8 protein-coding genes and 2 tRNA genes are annotated in these 17,746 nt (G+C 59.7%); all 10 read left to right on the top strand.

Annotated features, from left to right (window positions below; all coding sequences use genetic code 11):
• Positions 1–22: 22 nt before the first annotated feature.
• The 10 genes from DWV48_RS08885 to DWV48_RS08840 all read left to right on the top strand — a co-directional run bounded on the left by DWV48_RS08885 (position 23) and on the right by DWV48_RS08840 (position 17,604).
• On the top strand, positions 23–742 hold the full coding sequence (locus DWV48_RS08885; RefSeq protein ID WP_118654437.1) for a response regulator transcription factor: 720 nt from the start codon (positions 23–25) through the stop codon (positions 740–742).
• A 63-nt stretch (positions 743–805) separates the two neighbouring features.
• Positions 806–2,344, top strand: coding sequence for a cell wall metabolism sensor histidine kinase WalK (locus tag DWV48_RS08880; RefSeq protein ID WP_118654436.1), 1,539 nt, complete (start codon positions 806–808; stop codon positions 2,342–2,344).
• A 117-nt stretch (positions 2,345–2,461) separates the two neighbouring features.
• A complete protein-coding gene (locus tag DWV48_RS08875) occupies positions 2,462–3,346 on the top strand; it encodes a phosphoribosylaminoimidazolesuccinocarboxamide synthase (RefSeq protein WP_199588946.1) in 885 nt (294 codons plus the stop codon).
• 21 nt (positions 3,347–3,367) lie between these two features.
• Entirely contained in the window at positions 3,368–3,955 is a 588-nt protein-coding gene (locus tag DWV48_RS08870) for a hypothetical protein (RefSeq protein ID WP_118654435.1), read from the top strand.
• 137 nt (positions 3,956–4,092) lie between these two features.
• Positions 4,093–5,373, top strand: a complete 1,281-nt coding sequence (locus DWV48_RS08865; RefSeq protein WP_118654434.1) for an aminopeptidase — start codon at positions 4,093–4,095, stop codon at positions 5,371–5,373.
• Positions 5,374–5,802: 429 nt separating this feature from the next.
• Positions 5,803–5,878 (top strand) — tRNA-Lys (locus DWV48_RS08860).
• Between the two features lie 307 nt (positions 5,879–6,185).
• Positions 6,186–7,544: a glutamine-hydrolyzing carbamoyl-phosphate synthase small subunit gene (carA, locus tag DWV48_RS08855; RefSeq protein WP_233546253.1), complete on the top strand. Its 1,359-nt coding sequence runs from the start codon at positions 6,186–6,188 to the stop codon at positions 7,542–7,544.
• Between the two features lies 1 nt (position 7,545).
• Positions 7,546–10,842 (top strand): carbamoyl-phosphate synthase large subunit, encoded by a 3,297-nt coding sequence (gene carB / locus DWV48_RS08850; RefSeq protein WP_118654433.1) that lies wholly within the window; start codon positions 7,546–7,548, stop codon positions 10,840–10,842.
• 572 nt (positions 10,843–11,414) lie between these two features.
• The gene (locus tag DWV48_RS08845; RefSeq protein WP_118654432.1) at positions 11,415–17,360 is read left to right on the top strand and encodes a discoidin domain-containing protein; all 5,946 of its coding nucleotides are present in this window, start codon (positions 11,415–11,417) and stop codon (positions 17,358–17,360) included.
• 169 nt (positions 17,361–17,529) lie between these two features.
• Positions 17,530–17,604 (top strand) — tRNA-Gly (locus DWV48_RS08840).
• Positions 17,605–17,746: the final 142 nt, after the last annotated feature.

Here is a 17,746-nt window from a genome sequence, read left to right as displayed (position 1 = left end):
TTGCGAGACGAGGAGGCCGCCCATGGCTTCAGATGCACGTAAGATTTTGTTGGTTGAGGATGAAAAGGCCATCCGCGACGCGGTGGCAGCCTATCTTGAGCGTGAGGGTTATTGGGTCGTGGGTGTTGGCGACGGTCAATCCGCCGTTGAGGAGTTCGAGAAGCACCAGTTTGACCTGATCGTGCTCGACCTTATGCTTCCCAAGCTTTCCGGTGAGCGTGTGTGCCGTGCCATCCGTGACACCTCTGATGTGCCGATTATCATGCTTACCGCTAAGGGGGAGGTTGAGGATCGTATCATCGGTCTCGAGCTCGGTGCGGACGACTACCTCATCAAACCCTTCTCCCCGCGTGAGCTCGTGGCGCGCGTGCGCGCCTTGTTCCGCCGCACTCACCTTGCCGACGAGCCGCAGGTCGAGGTCCTCGACTTTGGCGATCTGGTCATCGATATCTCTGGGCACAAGATTCTTGTTGAGGGCAAGGAAGTTGACCTCACCGCATCCGAGTTTAAGCTCCTCACCACGCTCGCTCGCCATCCCGGCCGCGTGTACAACCGTATGGAGCTCGTGGAGAAGGTTCTCGGTTACGACTTTGAGGGCTATGAGCGCACCATCGATAGTCACGTGAAGAACCTGCGCGCCAAGCTGGGGGATGATCCCAAAAAGCCCAAGTGGCTCTATACCGTGCACGGTGTCGGATATCGTTTTGAGGCACCCGCGCAGCCTGACAAGGCGGACAAGTAACACGACTCACGCCGGGCGCCGCATCACGTGGCGCCCATTTTATGTGGTGCGGTAGGGGGATTCATGGAGCGCCTGGTCATTGGAAAACACGGAGCCGAGGCGGAGCAGCCGTCGCCGCGAGCGAGTTGGAATACGCCTCATCCCATGCCGCGGTCGGGCATGAGCTATGGCGGGCGCATGGCGCTCTCGTTCGCCATGACATCGCTTGTAACGGTCGTTATCTTGGCACTCGTGGTCACGGTGGTTTGGGGTGGCGCGTTTTCGGATTACACACGTGCCAATGTCGAGGAGATTGCCCAAGTTGCCGCCGAGAAGCTCGCCGAGCGATACGAGGATGCCGGCGAGTGGAGCGTCGATGCCATTAAGACCGTGGCGGAGTCAAGCACCCTGTCAGACGACATCGGTATGCAGGTCAAAGATGCCGGTGGCGCTATCATGTATGACGACACGTGGCCTGCCGCCGCAATGGCGAGTACTGCCGACAAGTCAGATGGAGGGCTGGGCACCCGCAGCCCCGTTTCTAAAGCCCCAACCGATCCCGAGTCCGCCGTGGTCGCCCCCATCGTGGATAGCAATGGGGGCGAGATCGGCTCTCTCCGTCTTTGGGTGTTGGGTAGTGATGCACTGCTCACCAAGGCAGACACGGCGTTTCGCGAGCGGACGTTCAACGCCATGGGACTCGCTGCTTTTATCGCGGTCCTTATGGCGGTGGTGATTGGCTTCCTTGTTTCGCGCATGTTTACCAATCCCGTCCGCACCATCACCGACACCGCCCGCCGGATACGCGAGGGTGATCTTTCGGCACGGACGAACATGCGGGGAGAGGATGAAATCGATCAGCTGGGCGAGACATTCGACGAGATGGCCGCCAGCTTGGAGCGCGACCTCAAGCGCGAACGTCGTCTCACGTCCGACGTGGCTCATGAGCTGCGCACGCCGCTCATGGCCATGCAGGCGACCGTGGAAGCCATGCAAGACGGAGTGTATCCCACAGACGCCGAGCATCTTGAGACGGTCGCCGCGGAGACTCGCCGCTTGGCACGTCTCGTGCAGCAGACCCTCGACCTCTCCCGATTGGAGAATCACACCGCGCCCCTCAGGCTCGACAAGGTCGACATTGTGCAGCTGGCGCAAAACATCGTGAACAATCAGCATCAACTCTTCCACAACAAGGGGCTTCATCTGCGGTTCGTTAATGAGATGCAAGGTCGTTCGGCGGTCATCACGTGCGACGCGGACATGATCACGCAATGCATTATCAACCTTATGAGCAACGCCATGCGCTATACGCCCGAAGATGGATGGGTGGTTGTTTCGATCCATGGCGACCGCAAACATGTGATGGTGACGGTATCAGATACGGGTATTGGCGTCGCAAAAGATGATCTTGCGAGGATATTCGGTCGTTTTTGGCGCGCAGATGCCAGCCGCGCTCGTGAGGCAGGCGGTCTGGGCGTTGGCTTGGCCGTGACCAAGCAGATCGTAGAGCGCCATCATGGCTTCATCGCGGTGGAGAGCGAACTTGAAAAGGGTACGACTTTTACGATTCATCTTCCCCGTGAGCTGGAAGAGGAGGCGTCATCCACTACAATGAAATATTAGCTGTGCTATGGCGGTAAAGGAGCGGGACAACGCCGCTGCCGCTCCGCCAGGAACAGGCCGTTGTGAGGGAAGATTTCTCAACAGCGGCGATGACATTCGCGTAAGGAGTTGACGCACATGACCACGATGGAGCGCCGTCCCGATTCCCGGGGCAAGGTCCGTGACATTTACGACGCCGGCGACAACCTGCTCATGGTTGCCTCCGACCGTATCTCCGCATTTGATTACATCTTGCCCGACGAGATTCCCTACAAGGGCGAGGTGCTCAATCGCATCTCCGCGTTCTGGTTCGATAAGTTCGCCGACCTCGTGCCCAACCATATGGTGTCCATCGACACGACCGATTTCCCGGCTGACTTCGCCGATTACGGCGACTATCTGTCCGGCCGCACCATGTTGGTCAAGAAGGCCGAGCCCATCATGATCGAGTGCATCGTTCGTGGGTATCTCACCGGTTCCGGCAAGAAGACCTACGATGCCGACGGAACCGTATGTGGCATCTCCCTGCCCGCCGGCCTCACCGAGGCATCCAAGCTCCCCGAGCCGCTGTTCACGCCGTCCACGAAGGCGGCCATCGGCGACCATGATGAGAACATCTCCTACGAGCGCTGCGTGGAGCTTGTGGGCGAGGACATCGCATCTCAGATCCGCGACCTCTCCCTCACCATCTATAAGGCAGCGGCGGAGTACGCGGCCACGCGCGGCATCATCATCGCCGACACCAAGTTCGAGTTTGGCGTGATTGACGGCAAGGTCACCCTCATCGACGAATGCCTCACGCCCGACTCAAGCCGCTTCTGGCCCGCCGATTCCTACGAGGAGGGCAAGGTCCAGCCCAGCTATGACAAGCAGTACGTGCGCGATTGGCTCAAGGTCAATTGGGACTTCTCCGGTGACGCGCCGCAGCTGCCCGCCGAGGTGATTGAGGGCACGTCCGCGCGGTATCGTGAGGCGTATGAAATCATCACGGGCGAGAAGTTCGTCCCTATGAAGTCCAAGTAAGTATCTAAGGAGAACGAGTAAGTGAGCACCCGTAGCGCCCAAAACAAGCGTACCCAGGAAAAGCTGCAGGGCGAAAACCGTCAGGGAATGGCGCGCAAATCCGCTTCGTCCGCCAAGCCCGCTCGCGCCGCCGGAAGCTCCGTGCGCGTAGTACCGTCGTCGTCCAAGGCCAAGCGCGCCGCAGCGGAGCGCGGCGAGGATCTTTCCGGCTTGTCCAAAGAGGAGAAGAAGGCACGCAAGGCTGAGCTTCGCCGTCAAGAGGACCGGGTGTATACGGCATCGAACGCCCTGCTCAACGAGAACGAGGACTATGTTCGTTTTCGCCGTATCTGGTGGGTGCTCCTCGGCATCGGCATTGCGGCGCTGGTTGGTACATGGGTGGCGCTCGCCGTCTTTGGCAAGGATGGGGCCGATACCCAGCTTGCCCAGACGGTGCAGATGGGGCTGATCATCGTCGCCTACGCTGCCATCATCATCGCGTTCATCTTTGACTTCATGAAGATTCGTCCCATCCGTAACGCCTGCCGTACTGCCGCTTCGGGTATGAGCGAGTCCAAGCTTAATGAGGTGATTGCCCGATCGGTGCAGGATAAGAAGTCCAAGAAATAAGCGCCGTTTGCGAGATTTGCCTCAAGGCGCACTCATGTCGCGAAGGCGTGGGTGCGCCTTTTGCAAAGCGGTGCAATTGGGGGCGTACCCCAATTGCAGCACTGCGTCTCTGGCGTTCAGCAAAAGAAGGGAACAGCATGTTTAGGGCCGAATTAACCGTTGAGGAAGCTCGTTCCGGGATGGCGAACCTCAAACCCAAGCTCGAGCGATATGCCGACTTGATTGTTCGCAAGGGGGTGAATGTCAAGCCTGGCCAGGAGGTCGTGGTGCAGGCTCCCGTTGACGTGGCAGCGTTCGTGCGGCTGCTTGTCGCCCGCGCCTACGCTGTCGGTGCCGGACATGTCACGGTGATTTGGAACGATGATGCGGTGACGCGCCTGACGTACGAGAACGTCGATGCCTCATGGTTTGAGACGGTCCCCGCCTGGCAGCGCGAGCAGCTCGATTCCCTTGCCGAGGCCGGCGCGTGCTTCATCTTCGTCGAAGGGGCGGATCCCGAGGCGCTCAAGGGCATTGACCCCGCCAAACCCGCTGCCGCCTCCAAGGCACGTAACACCCAATGCGTGAAGTACCGACATGGTATGGATTTCAATATCAACCCGTGGTGCATTGCCGGTGCCCCGGTTGCGGCATGGGCGCGACAGGTGTATCCGGGTGTCGAGGACGAGGTTGCGACGTACCGTCTGTGGTGCGCGATCCTCTCCGTTGCCCGCGCTGACGGGGACGATCCCGAGGCCGCCTGGGAGTTGCACAATGCGACGTTCGAAAAGAACTTGCGTCTGCTCAACGAGCGCCACTTCGATCGACTGCACTATACCTCCGCGAATGGCACCGACTTGTGGGTGGGCATGACCGATAAACACGTGTGGGAGGGAGGCTCGAGCAGCACCCCCGATGGCCATGTCTTTTTCCCCAACATCCCTACGGAGGAGGTTTTCACTTCACCGCATTGCGAGCGCGTGGACGGTGTAGTGTACTCCGCATTGCCGCTGGTGCGACATGGCAACAAGATCGACCGCTTCTGGTTGCGCTTTGAGAACGGTCTGGTTGTTGATTTTGACGCCGAGGTGGGTCGCGACACCCTGGCGAGCATTCTCGACACCGACGAAGGTGCCCGCCGCTTGGGTGAAGTCGCGTTGATTTCCAAGAACACGCCGATCCGCGAGACGGAGACCCTGTTCTACGACACGCTGTACGATGAAAACGCGAGCTGCCATTTGGCGCTGGGTTCTGGTTTCCCCGAGTGCTACGAGGGCGGTTACGCCATGACGCAGGATGACCTGCGCGACCTTGGCCTGAACAAGAGCGGTACTCACGTGGACTTCATGATAGGAGCAGACGATCTGGACATCATGGGCGTCACCGCCGACGGCGAGGAGATCCCGGTGTTCGTAAACGGCCAGTGGACCTGGGAGTAGCTTGGTTCACCAGATGCCCGGACCCGTCACGAGGTCGAGGGCTTGCGTGCGCCAGTGCGCTACGCCCTCGCCTCCGGCAACCTTGGACATATCGGAAACCTTCGGATCGATGCGCGCGCACGGCGACTGAGTGGAACTTCTTGAGGTTTTTCGTATTGATTTTCCAATATGTCGAGTACACTCTCATATGGGCGGCATAAAACCGCAGGAACGCGACGCTGCATGTAAGTGACTACTTCGGATTTTCCGAGATTGATACGAAAAACCTCAACTTTTACTGCAGGCTGGGGAATGGGATCCCAGGCAAGCCAGTTCAGGCAGCCGCCGCAGTCGGTTGCGGGTGATTCGTAACAGACGGGTTCGTCTGCGTCGCCGCTCCTTTGCTGCAGTGAATCGCTTAGTGGCAAATTCTGCTACAATACGGCACGCGGGTCATTAGCTCAGTTGGCAGAGCAGGGGACTTTTAATCCCAAGGCCCAGGGTTCGAACCCCTGATGACCCACCATTATGAGAAGTCGCGAGGAGCAGCGATGCCCCTCGCGTTTTTTGTTGTAAACGGTAAGGGATGCACGCGGAAGAGAATTGGCAATCCAGTGACAGTGAATAGAACAGGCCATTATGTAACATTAATTGCATATTAGAACTTTTTAAGCAACATAGATGGATAAGCGCGTACAATACTGTGAAACCATACGGCCTTTAAGCCGGTACCGAGAGACCGAAAAGGAGACGAGATGGGTTCAAATCACCCTATGGGTGCTTGCGCATCCGCCCTGCCGCGCACGGCTATGAGCCCCCTGGCTCAACGCATCATGGATTCAACCACAAAAGGCAATACGCTCCCCGCTGTTCTGCTGCTGGCAGATGGCACCGTGTTTTACGGCCGCGCGTGCGGAGCATGTGGAACGGCGACGGGAGAGGTGTGCTTCAACACCTCGCTTGAGGGCTACTTCGAAGTTCTCACCGATCCCAGCTACGCGGGACAAATCGTAACCATGACGTATCCACAGATCGGCAATTACGGTATCGACCTTGCCGATGTTCAGAGCGCGTATCCCGGAGACGCCGACCGTCCCGCATCTGCCCCCGCGTTGCGCGGCATGGTGGTGCACGATATGTGCCGCACGCCGTCCAATTGGCGCAGCTCGTTGAGCGTTCCAGACTACCTGGCCCAGCAGGGCGTCGTCGCGATTGAGGGCGTTGATACCCGCTCCCTCGTTCAGCATCTTCGCGACCATGGCTCGCAGATGGGCATTGTTTCCACCGAGGAATTCAACCTCGATGTCCTTGCCGATCGTTTGGCGGCCGCTCCGCAGCTCGTTGGCGAGAACCTGGTCAAAACGGTGAGCTGCCCCCAGCCTCATACATACGACTCCTCGGACCTGCCGGTCTCCCATGAATTTGCCCTTGCCGCCACAGCGACCCGTCGCGCTCCGTATCGTGTGGTCGCATATGATTGCGGCGTCAAGCGGGGCATTCTCGAAGGTCTGGTTCGTGCCGGCTGCGACCTCACCGTTGTGCCGTGGGATACCCCCGCAGAGGATGTTCTTGCCCAGAACCCAGACGGCGTGTTCCTCTCCAACGGTCCCGGCGATCCCGATGCCGTACCCGAGACATACATGCAAGTCCAACAGCTTGTTGGCAAGGTACCGGTGTTCGGCATCTGCTTGGGCCACCAGATGATCAGCCTTGCGGCGGGTGCGCAGATCGAGAAGCTCAAGTTCGGCCATCGCGGCGGCAACCAGCCCGTTATGAATCTGCTCACGCGTCGTGTTGAAATCACGGCGCAAAACCACGGCTTTGGTTTGGTGTTCCCCAGCTTGGGAAACTTGGTACCCGAGCTCTCTGGCGGCGTGAGCGAGCATTCGACCCAGAGCGACCTGCGCTTTTGGGTCGAGCGCGGAGTGGCACCCGTTGTGCGAAACGAACGCTTTGGCCGTATCCGCCTCACCCACGTGAACCTTAACGACGGCACCGCCGAGGGCATTCAGCTGCTCGACGTCCCCTGCTTTAGCGTGCAGTACCATCCCGAGGCCTCTCCTGGCCCCACCGACGCTCATTACCTGTTCACCGCTTTCACGCGACTCATGGACGGCGACCCGGATTACCTGGGCATCGACATCGCGGCCGACCGGTTGCACGGCTGGAATTTCGCAACGGAGGAGAACTAGCATGCCCAAGCGTACCGATATTAAGCGGATTTTGGTTATTGGATCCGGACCAATCGTGATTGGCCAGGCATGCGAGTTCGACTACTCGGGTGCTCAGGCCTGTAAGGTACTCAAAGAAGACGGATACGAGGTCGTGTTGGTCAACTCGAATCCCGCGACCATCATGACGGACCCGGGCCTCGCCGACCGCACCTACGTGGAGCCCATCACGGCGGAGTTCATTGAGAAGGTCATCGAGCGCGAGCACCCCGATGCCCTGCTGCCCACCCTGGGTGGCCAGACGGGCCTCAATGCCGCCGTCGAGCTGGCGAAGTCTGGTGTGCTCGACCGCTACGGCGTCGAGATGATCGGATGCGACCTTGATGCCATCGAGCGCGGCGAGGACCGCAAGCTGTTCAACGAGGCCATGGCTGACCTGGGTCTCGAAGTGGCGCGCTCGGGTTATGCGTACTCCGTTGAGGATGCCCTCTCGATTGTCAAAACCACCGGCTATCCCTGCGTATTGCGTCCGAGCTTCACCATGGGCGGTGCCGGCGGCGGTATCGCGCACGACGAGGAAGAGCTCATTCAAATCGTGACGCAGGGCCTTGAGCTGTCCCCGGCAGGTGAGGTCCTGGTCGAGGAATCCATTGAAGGCTGGAAAGAGTATGAGATGGAGGTCATGCGCGACCGCGCCGGCAACGGCATCATCGTGTGCTCCATCGAGAACCTCGACCCCATGGGCGTGCATACCGGCGACTCGATTACCGTCGCCCCCGCTCAAACGCTCTCGGATCTCGAGTACCAGCGCATGCGCGTCGCCTCGCTCGCCATCCTCGAGAAGATCGGAGTCGAGACCGGCGGCTCCAACGTACAGTTCGCCGTCAACCCCAAGAACGGGCGCCTTATCGTCATCGAGATGAACCCGCGCGTAAGCCGTTCCTCCGCGCTTGCCTCCAAGGCGACGGGCTTCCCCATCGCCAAGGCGGCCGCGCGCCTGGCCGTGGGCTACACGCTCGACGAGATCACCAACGACATCACCCGTGCCACGCCGGCGTGCTTTGAGCCTTCCATTGACTACTGTGTGGTCAAGGTGCCGAGGTTCGCATTCGAGAAGTTCAAAGGCACCGACACCACGCTCACCACGCGTATGAAGGCTGTGGGCGAGGTCATGGCCATCGGACGTACCTTCGAGGAGGCGCTCGGCAAGGCCATGCGCTCGCTTGAGGACGGCCATCGCGGCCTGGGGGCCGATGCCAAGGCGTCCGCGCTTGAGCAACTGTCTGACGAAGAGCTTGCCGAGCATGTCGCCCGCGCTACGGAGCAGCGCATTTTCTACCTGGCGGAGGCACTGCGTCGTGGATGGTCGGTCGAGCGTTTGCATGACCTCACGCGCATCGACCCGTGGTTCCTCTCGCGCATGCACGACATGATCGCGGTTCAGACGGCGGTTCGCGGCCTGCGTGTTGAGGACATCGACGCCGACGCGATGCGCCTGCTTAAGCAATACGGCACCTCGGATGCCCAAATCGCGCACCTTACCGGCAGCGACGAGCGCTTTGTGCGTGCGTACCGCAAAGGGCTGGGTGTGGTGCCGAGCATGAAGACGGTCGACACCTGCGCCGCGGAGTTCGAGAGCGCCACTGAGTACCACTACAAGACCTACGAGAACCTCATGCGTGTCTCTCCCGTCGCTCACCGCAGTGTGGCGGTAGACGAAGTACGTCCCTGCGACAAGCCCAAGGTCATGATCTTGGGCGCCGGTCCCAATCGTATTGGGCAGGGCATCGAGTTCGACTACTGCTGCGTACACGCTTGTTACGAGCTGGCCGAACGTGGTTATGAGACCATCATGGTCAACTGCAACCCCGAGACGGTCTCGACCGACTACGACACCTCCGACCGCCTGTACTTCGAGCCGGTCACCTACGAGGACGTCATGGATATCGTCGACGTCGAGCGCCCCGTCGGCGTCATCACGACGCTCGGCGGGCAGACGCCGGTGAACCTCACGCGCAAGCTGGCCGAGAGCGGCGTTGCCATCATGGGCACCCAGCCCGATGCGATCGATTTCGCCGAGGACCGCGAGCGTTTCTCGGCGTTGCTGGACCGCTTGGGCGTCATGTATCCGCCGGCAGGTATGGCAACCTCGTTTGCAGAGGCCGAGTCCGTCGCCGCCCACATCGGCTACCCGTTGCTCGTCCGCCCCAGCTATGTTTTGGGCGGTCGCGGCATGATGATTGCCTACGACGCCGAGCACCTGCGCGAGTACATGGCCGAGGCTGCGCGCGTGAGTCCCGATCACCCTATCTACCTCGACCGATTCCTCGAGGGCGCGTACGAGAGCGATGTCGACGCGTTGTGCGACGGTGAGAACGTCTATATTGGCGGCATCCTCGAGCATATCGAGGAGGCGGGCATCCACTCGGGTGACTCTGCAACGTGCATCCCGCCGTTCTCGTTCTCCGAGGGCCTCAAGGCGAAGCTCCGCGAGACTACGCGCCGCATCGCGCTGGCCCTGGGCGTGCGTGGTCTGGTGAACGTGCAGTTCGCCATCAAGGGTGAGACGGTCTACGTGATCGAGGCGAACCCGCGCGCGAGCCGCACCGTGCCGTTCATCTCCAAGGCAACGGGTGTGCCGCTGGCGCGCTATGCCGCCCGTATCATGGCTGGGGAGAGCCTTGAGTCGCTTGGCTTGACGGGCGAGTATCGCGAGCCCGAGTACTTCTGCATGAAGGAGGCCGTGATGCCCTGGGGCCGCTTCCCCGGCGCCGAGGTCATCCTTGGCCCTGAGATGAAGTCGACGGGTGAGGTCATGGGTATTGCGAAGAGCTATCCGGAGGCCTACGCTAAGACGCAGCTCGCGATCGACTACCAGCTGCCCACGCCTGAGGATGGGCGCGTGTTCATCTCGGTGTGCGACCGCGACAAGCGCCATATCCTGAGCCTTGCGCGCATCTTACGCCACCTGGGATTCGATATCGTCTCAACGGCCGGCACGGCGCGCGTGTTGCGCGGCGGCAATGTGCCATGCGAGGTCATTGGCAAGATCGGTGCCCCTGATGGCGCCGAACTCGTTGTTGGTGAGGAAGCCGAGCGCGGAATCCTCGATATGATCGCGGATGGCGAGATCGCGTTCATCATCAACACACCGTATGGTCCTGGATCCCGTGGCGACGGGTACCGCCTGCGCACCGAGGCGGTCCGTCGCGGGGTGACCTGCGTGACAGCCCTCACGGCGGCGAATGCTTATATTGCCGCCCTTGAGGCCCGTCAGTTCGGCGACGGCATGGAGGTCATCGCGCTGCAGGATCTGTAAGGCGCGGGTGGGAGCCAAGCTTTCATGAGTGTTTTAGCCGGGGACGGCACCTGTCAATGGTGTCGACCCCGGTTTTTTTTGTTGCCCACTGAATACCACACAATGATTCTTCATGTCCCATGACGGGCAAGCTCGAGGAAATGGAAAACCATTCGCCGATTTCTAGTGGCCGTCTCGGTATCCTCTGGTTAGCAATTCCTCGCAGCGAGGCGGATTGATTTGCTTTGACCTTGGTTCGGTGACACCCTACGTTCTCACGGTTCCAGTTGTTGGAAATGGATCCTTTTGGTTCGTCGTTTTGGGCCGAAACCGGCCGAAGGGCCTCCTTGTTCAATCGAACACTTGTAGAGAAGCTATGGGTTTTGAGTCAAATGGCCTGTTTGAACTAATACCAGTCTGAGTTCCAAAAAACCGTTTGGGGAGGGTATCCTACCATTCGCCGCTGACAACCCAAGGATAATCAAGTACATACGAAAGTCCCCTCACAATTCATTACGTAGTGTTAATAGGTCTGCTGGTACATACCAGTTGCCCTGTGTACAGCGTAGAAACCTAATGGGAAGGGGACTCACGTGCATCACAGCTCAATCTTGAAACGCAATTGGGTGCGTGGTTCGGCGGTTATTGCAACTGCGGCGCTTTCGCTTGCCCTTGCAGTGCCTGCGAGCGCGGCACCTCTTACGGGTGTGAAGGATGCCAAGGCCGACAAGAACGTCGTTACCGTTACATTCCAGCAGGGTGATAACGAGGTTACTGGTAGGATTACGTTCCTTGAGGACGACATCTTCCGTTACAACGTTGATCCCTCGGGTGAGTTTAGCGAGTATGCGAAGCCGAAGAGCGATGCCCATAAGGCCAGGATTCAGGCACAGCCGGATTCTTCGAGCAAGTACAATCACCCCGATGCTCAGGTAAAGGCGGAGGGCGATAGGTTCGTCATCACTTCTGGTGATACCACCATCGAGTTCGCCAAGGATAGCGCCCTCATGACCGTCAAGCGCGGCGGTAAGGTTGTCATGGAAGAGACCTCCCCGCTCGACGTAGATAAGGCCGGCACCGTCCAGACGCTCAAGAAGCACGACGGCGAAGACTTCTTTGGCGGTGGCACCCAGAACGGCCGCTTCATCCACACGGGCACCACCATCAATATCGCCAATGAGAGCAACTGGGTTGACGGTGGCGTGGCTTCGCCGAACCCGTTCTATTGGTCCGATAGCGGCTACGGCGTCATGCGCAACACGTTTGCCGACGGCTCGTATGATTTTGGCGCGACCGATGCCGGTGTTACGACTGCCCGTCACAACGAGAACGAGCTCGACGCCTATTACTTCGTTGCCGATGCTAAGGAGGGCAAGGCCACCGCGCCGATCGCCCAGGATCTGCTCCAGGACTACTTCCAGGTCACCGGCAATCCGGTGCTCCTGCCCGAGTACGCTTTCTATGTTGGTCACTTGAATGCCTGGAACCGCGACATGTGGTCCTCCGAGGCCAAGGACGGATACGGCAAATGGCAGATTAAGGGCAGCGAGCCCGCAGGGGCCGGCACGGGTAAGGTTCAGTATGAGAAGGGTGGCACCGGTACTTCCATGCAGCCCGGCTCTCACGTGGAGTCTCTGAACGGCCACGGTGCCACTGAGCAGGGCGAAAATATCCCCGAGGGCACTGACTTCCCCAAGGAGTTCTCCGCTCAGTCCCGTTTGGACAACTACCTCGAGAACGATATGCCGCTGGGCTATTTCCTACCCAACGACGGCTATGGCGCGGGCTACGGCGTGAATGGCTTTGGCAAGACCGGCGGCGTCAATGATGACGGCACCAGCTCCGCCGAGCGCCTCGCCGCGGTCGCCGCTAACGTGCAGAACCTCAAGGAGTTCACTGATTACGCCAACGGAAAGGGTGTTGCGACCGGTCTGTGGACGCAGTCCCAGCTCTCCCCGGATTCCAATCCCGACACGCAGTGGCAGCTGCTCCGCGACTTCAAGGCCGAGGTCAACACCGGCGGCGTGACCACCCTCAAGACCGACGTTGCATGGGTCGGTAACGGCTATTCCATGGCGCTCGACGGCGTCAAGACGGCCTACGACATCATCACCGAGGACGTCAATTTCCGTCCGAACATCATCTCCCTCGACGGTTGGGCGGGTACCCAGCGCTTCGCGGGCATCTGGACCGGCGACCAGACCGGCGGCAACTGGGAGTACATCCGCTTCCACATTCCCACCTACATTGGTCAGTCCCTCTCCGGTAACCCTAACATCGGCTCCGATATGGACGGCATCTTCGGTGGCCAGCCTGTCGTTGCCACGCGCGACTATCAGTGGAAGACCTTCACTCCGCTCATGCTCGACATGGACGGCTGGGGCTCCTACGTCAAGTCTCCGCAGACGCACGGCGACCCCTACACCGGCATTTCCCGTATGTACCTCAAGCTGAAGTCCCAGCTCCTGCCGTACATCTACACCTCTGCAGCATCCGCGGCGAATATCAACACGGGCAACGGTGACACCGGTCTGCCGATGATCCGCGCCATCCTGCTGAACGATGATTCTGCCTACGCTCAGAGCACCAAGACGCAGTACGAGTACACCTTCGGTGGCTCCTTCTTGGTCGCTCCTGTGTACCAGAACACCGACGGCGATGCCGCCAATGGTGGTATTGGTGACGGCAACGATCTCCGCAACGGCATCTACCTGCCCAACTATGGTACCGAGGAGGAGCCGACCATCTGGATCGACTACTTCACGGGCGACCAGTATCGCGGAGGCCAGGTGCTCAACAACTTCAATGCCCCGCTGTGGAAGCTCCCGTTGTTCGTGAAGGCTAACGCTATCGTCCCGATGTACGAGCCCAACGACAACCCCGAGGACATCGATCGCACCAAGCGCGAGGTGGAGTTCTTCGCTACGTCCGGCAAGGGCGAGTACACCCTGTTCGAGGACACCGGTACCTACATCGAGAACAAGTCGGACTCCTCCAACGAGGCGTACGGCAAGGAGGACAACATCGACTACGGCAAGAGCGTGAAGACCACGTTCACGTCCGAGGCCGATGTCAAGTCCGGCACCGCTACCTTCAAAGCGGGCAAGTCCGAGGGTGCCTACGATGGTTACGATTCCAACCGCACCACCGTCTTTACGGTGAACGTGTCCAAGGAGCCCGAGTCCGTTGTCGCCAAGAACGGCGATAAGGAGCTCACTGTCGAGAAGGTCGACTCCTTCGACGCCTTCAAGAAGGCGGAGCCTGCTGAGGGCAAGGCCGTCTACTTCTACGAGCAGACCCCGAACCTCAACTACGGCGCCACCGCCGAGAGCGAGCAGGTACGCAACGAGGACTTCTCCAAGCAGCCGATTAACACCACGCCCAAGCTGCACGTCAAGTTTGCCAAGACCGATGTGAACAGCAGTGAGCAGACGCTCGAGGTGAAGGGTTTTGAGAATAAGGGCGAGCTGCCGGGCAACACGCTCGACAAGAACCTCAAGGCTCCCGCGAACCTTGCTGCTCCCGAGGATGGCCTGACCCCCACGAGCATTAAGCTCACGTGGGATAAGGTCGAGGGTGCTACTGCGTACGACATCGAGATCGATGGCATGGTCAACAACATCCCGAGTGGCGATACCGTCGAGTTCAACGTGACGGACCTGCCGTACAACACGGAACACGAGTTCAAGATTCGCACTCGCACCGCTACCGGCTACTCCGAGTGGAGCGCGCCCCTCAAGGTCAAGACCCTTGAAGACCCGTGGCGCAATGCCCCCAAGCCTGTCCACGTTGATTGGGAAGGCGGCGAGAAGTGGGGCAAGCTGGACCTTGCGTTCGACCACGACGACAAGAGCGGCAGCAGCTTCCACTCTACCGACAGCGTTATCGGCATGCCGATGACTATCGACTACGGCAAGACCTACAGCCTGGATAAGTTCGTCTACACGCCGCGCCAGGACAACGGCGGCAACGGCAACGTGTCCAAGATGAAGGTCGAGGTCAGCCTCGACGGCGCAAACTGGACCGATCTGGGTGTTCAGACGTGGGATAACAAGGGCGAGGGCAAGATGCAGCCCAAGACCGTTGACCTTAACGGTAAGTCAGCTCGCTACCTGCGTCTCACCGTTGAGGAGTCCACGGGCGGCTTCTTCTCCGCTACCGAGCTCGCGCTTTACAAGGCCGACAAGACCGAGGCTGCCGAGACCGGCTCCCTCAAGGCTCCCGGCACGGTTGGCGAGGAAGACGCGAACCATCTCCCGAACTGCTATGGTCGCGAGAACCGCGGTACGGGTACGAATGATTGGACCTCTCACATCGTCCAATCCAACGCTGACTACAACCTGAACAACGCCTACGACGTGTACGACATGTCTTTCACCATGTCCAAGCTTAACGGCGGCACCAAGAAGGACGGCAAGGTTGCCGGTGCCATCTCGGTTGTCCCCGAGAAGACTTCCGTCAAGGCGGGCGAGACCATCACGGTTGCCGTTAAGGTCAAGGACGGCAAGAACGTCAATGCTATGGGCGCCCTGGTTAAGTACCCCGTTGCAGACTTCGACTTCGTTAAGGACAGCCTCAAGGTCGCGGATAGCACGAAGGGTATGGAGAGCCACTCCGGTATGTATACCTTCAACGAGCCGAGCAATTCCGTGAATATCGCGCTTGCCAACAGGGGCGACAAGGATCTGTGGAACGGTTCTGAGGATGTGGCGACCTTCCAGCTCACCGCAAAGAAGGACTGCGAGGTCAACCTCGAGAGCGAGGCCTGGCTCATCGGCCCCACGCAGGACTTCATCACCTCAACCGGATCTGAAGTTCTTCCTGAGGTGAAGGAGCTTGGTCGTGACGACTTCAACATCACGATTACCAACGAGCACTTCCCCACGGACGATGGGACCAATGTTGAGAAGCTCATTCAGCAGAAGAGCTATGACAACCTGTTCAACGGCACCGAGACCTACGTTGACGGTAAGGTATTCGAGTTCCTGTGGAACTGGGAGCCCAACTATGTCGACGGCAAGTTCCCCGAGTACGTGAAGCTTCCGGTTGACATTCACTTCGAGCTCAAGGAGCCTCGTGCGCTCAGTGATATCGAGGTTTGCAACCGCGAGAGCGGCAATGGTCGCGTTAAAAAGCTCAACGTTACCGTGTTCTTCGAGGATGGCACCAAGCAGACCTTCAGCGCCGGCGAGGAGGACACCTACACTGTTCAGATCGCCGCTGAGAACAAGGGCAAGAAGGTCAAGAGCGTTGACGTTTCTCCTCAGGAGGCCAACGGCACCCAGATGCTCACCATCTGCGAGATCAACTTCAACTACACCGAGGAGGATCCCAAGCCCGAGGAGCTGAAGGAGGTCTCTCAGGAGCAGTTCGGCATCACGATGACGAACGATATCCTCACGACTGACGATGGCACCAACGTTGAGAAGCTCGTCGAGAGCAAGAAGTACGATGGCCTCTTCAACGGCAAGGAGGGTGACGCGGATAACGACTTCGAGTTCAAGTGGGACCTCGGCTACAATTACGTGAACGGCAAGCTGCCCGATTACGTGAAGCTTCCGACCACGATGCACTTCGAGCTCAAGGACCCGATAGTTCTGCGCGATGTTCAGATTCTGAACCGCAAGAACTCCAACGGTTCCGTCAACTCCCTCGAGGCCGTGATCACCTACACCGACGGTTCCACCACAGAGTTCAAGGACGGTGACTTCGCCAAGAAGCAGGAGGTCTACACCCTGACCGCCGACAACACCAAGAAGGTCAAGAGCGTCGACATCACGCCGCTCACCTCTGACGGCACCGCGACCGGCTATCAGGGCGAGGACGCCAAGAACCGCATGCTCACCCTGCGCGAGATCAACTTCCGCTACGTCGAGGGCGATCAGAAGCCTGAGGTGCCTGAGGTGAACAAGGCCGATCTCCAGGCCAAGTACGACGAGCTCAAGGGCAAGGCCAACGACGGCTACACCGAGGACTCCTGGAACGCCTTCCAGAAGGCTCTCGAGGGCGCCAAGGCGGTCCTCGACAAGGCCGACGCCACCCAGTCCGAGGTCGACACCGCGCTCAAGGCCCTCACCGACGCCAACGCCGGCCTCGTGAAGCCTGAGGTGCCTGAGGTGAACAAGGCCGATCTCCAGGCCAAGTACGACGAGCTCAAGGGCAAGGCCAACGACGGCTACACCGAGGACTCCTGGAACGCCTTCCAGAAGGCTCTCGAGGGCGCCAAGGCGGTCCTCGACAACGAGAAGGCCACCCAGTCCGAGGTCGACGCCGCGCTCGACGCTCTCGTCAAGGCCGACGCTGGCTTGACCAAGGCGGAGAATCCCAGCCCGAACCCCGATCCGGAGGATCCCAAGCCGGAGAACCCGGATGGAAACGGTGGTCAGGACGGCAGCAATCCCGGCAACACTAACAAGCCGGGATCCGGCCTGCCCCAGACGGGCGATCCGGCCGTGGTGGCCGTGGCCGGCACGGGCATCATCGGCTCCGTGACCGCTGCGCTCGGCGCGTTCTTCCACCGCCGTCGTCGCGACCAGTAGTCGCTTGCGGCGGTTGGGGAGACGCTGGTCGGGCCCACAGCGGTAAAGGGCCCGGTGGAGTACAGCAATGGCTCCTCTGGGTCCTTCCTGCAAGGACGCGCAAGGCTCGGTTCCGTAAACATGGGAAAGATTGCCCAGAGAGACGCTGGCGTGGTATGATACCGCTCATGCGGGTATCGCCAAGTGGTAAGGCATCAGCTTCCCAAGCTGACATTCGCGGGTTCGAGTCCCGTTACCCGCTCCATTGAGAGCTAGAGAGCCCGGTGTCATGGCGGCACCGGGCTCTTTTCGAGTGCGCCGGGACCGGAGCCCTCAATTGGTGGCACAACTCGACAAAACTTCGTAAAATGGGCGTGCGGCAGAAATCTTGGAGACCGGGCGGAGAG

Origin of the sequence: Collinsella sp. AF08-23 (assembly GCF_003479805.1) — a bacterium.
Classification (GTDB): Bacteria; Actinomycetota; Coriobacteriia; order Coriobacteriales; family Coriobacteriaceae; genus Collinsella.
Note: the sequence above shows the minus strand (reverse complement) of the source record. Positions and strands in the feature narration are given on the sequence as shown.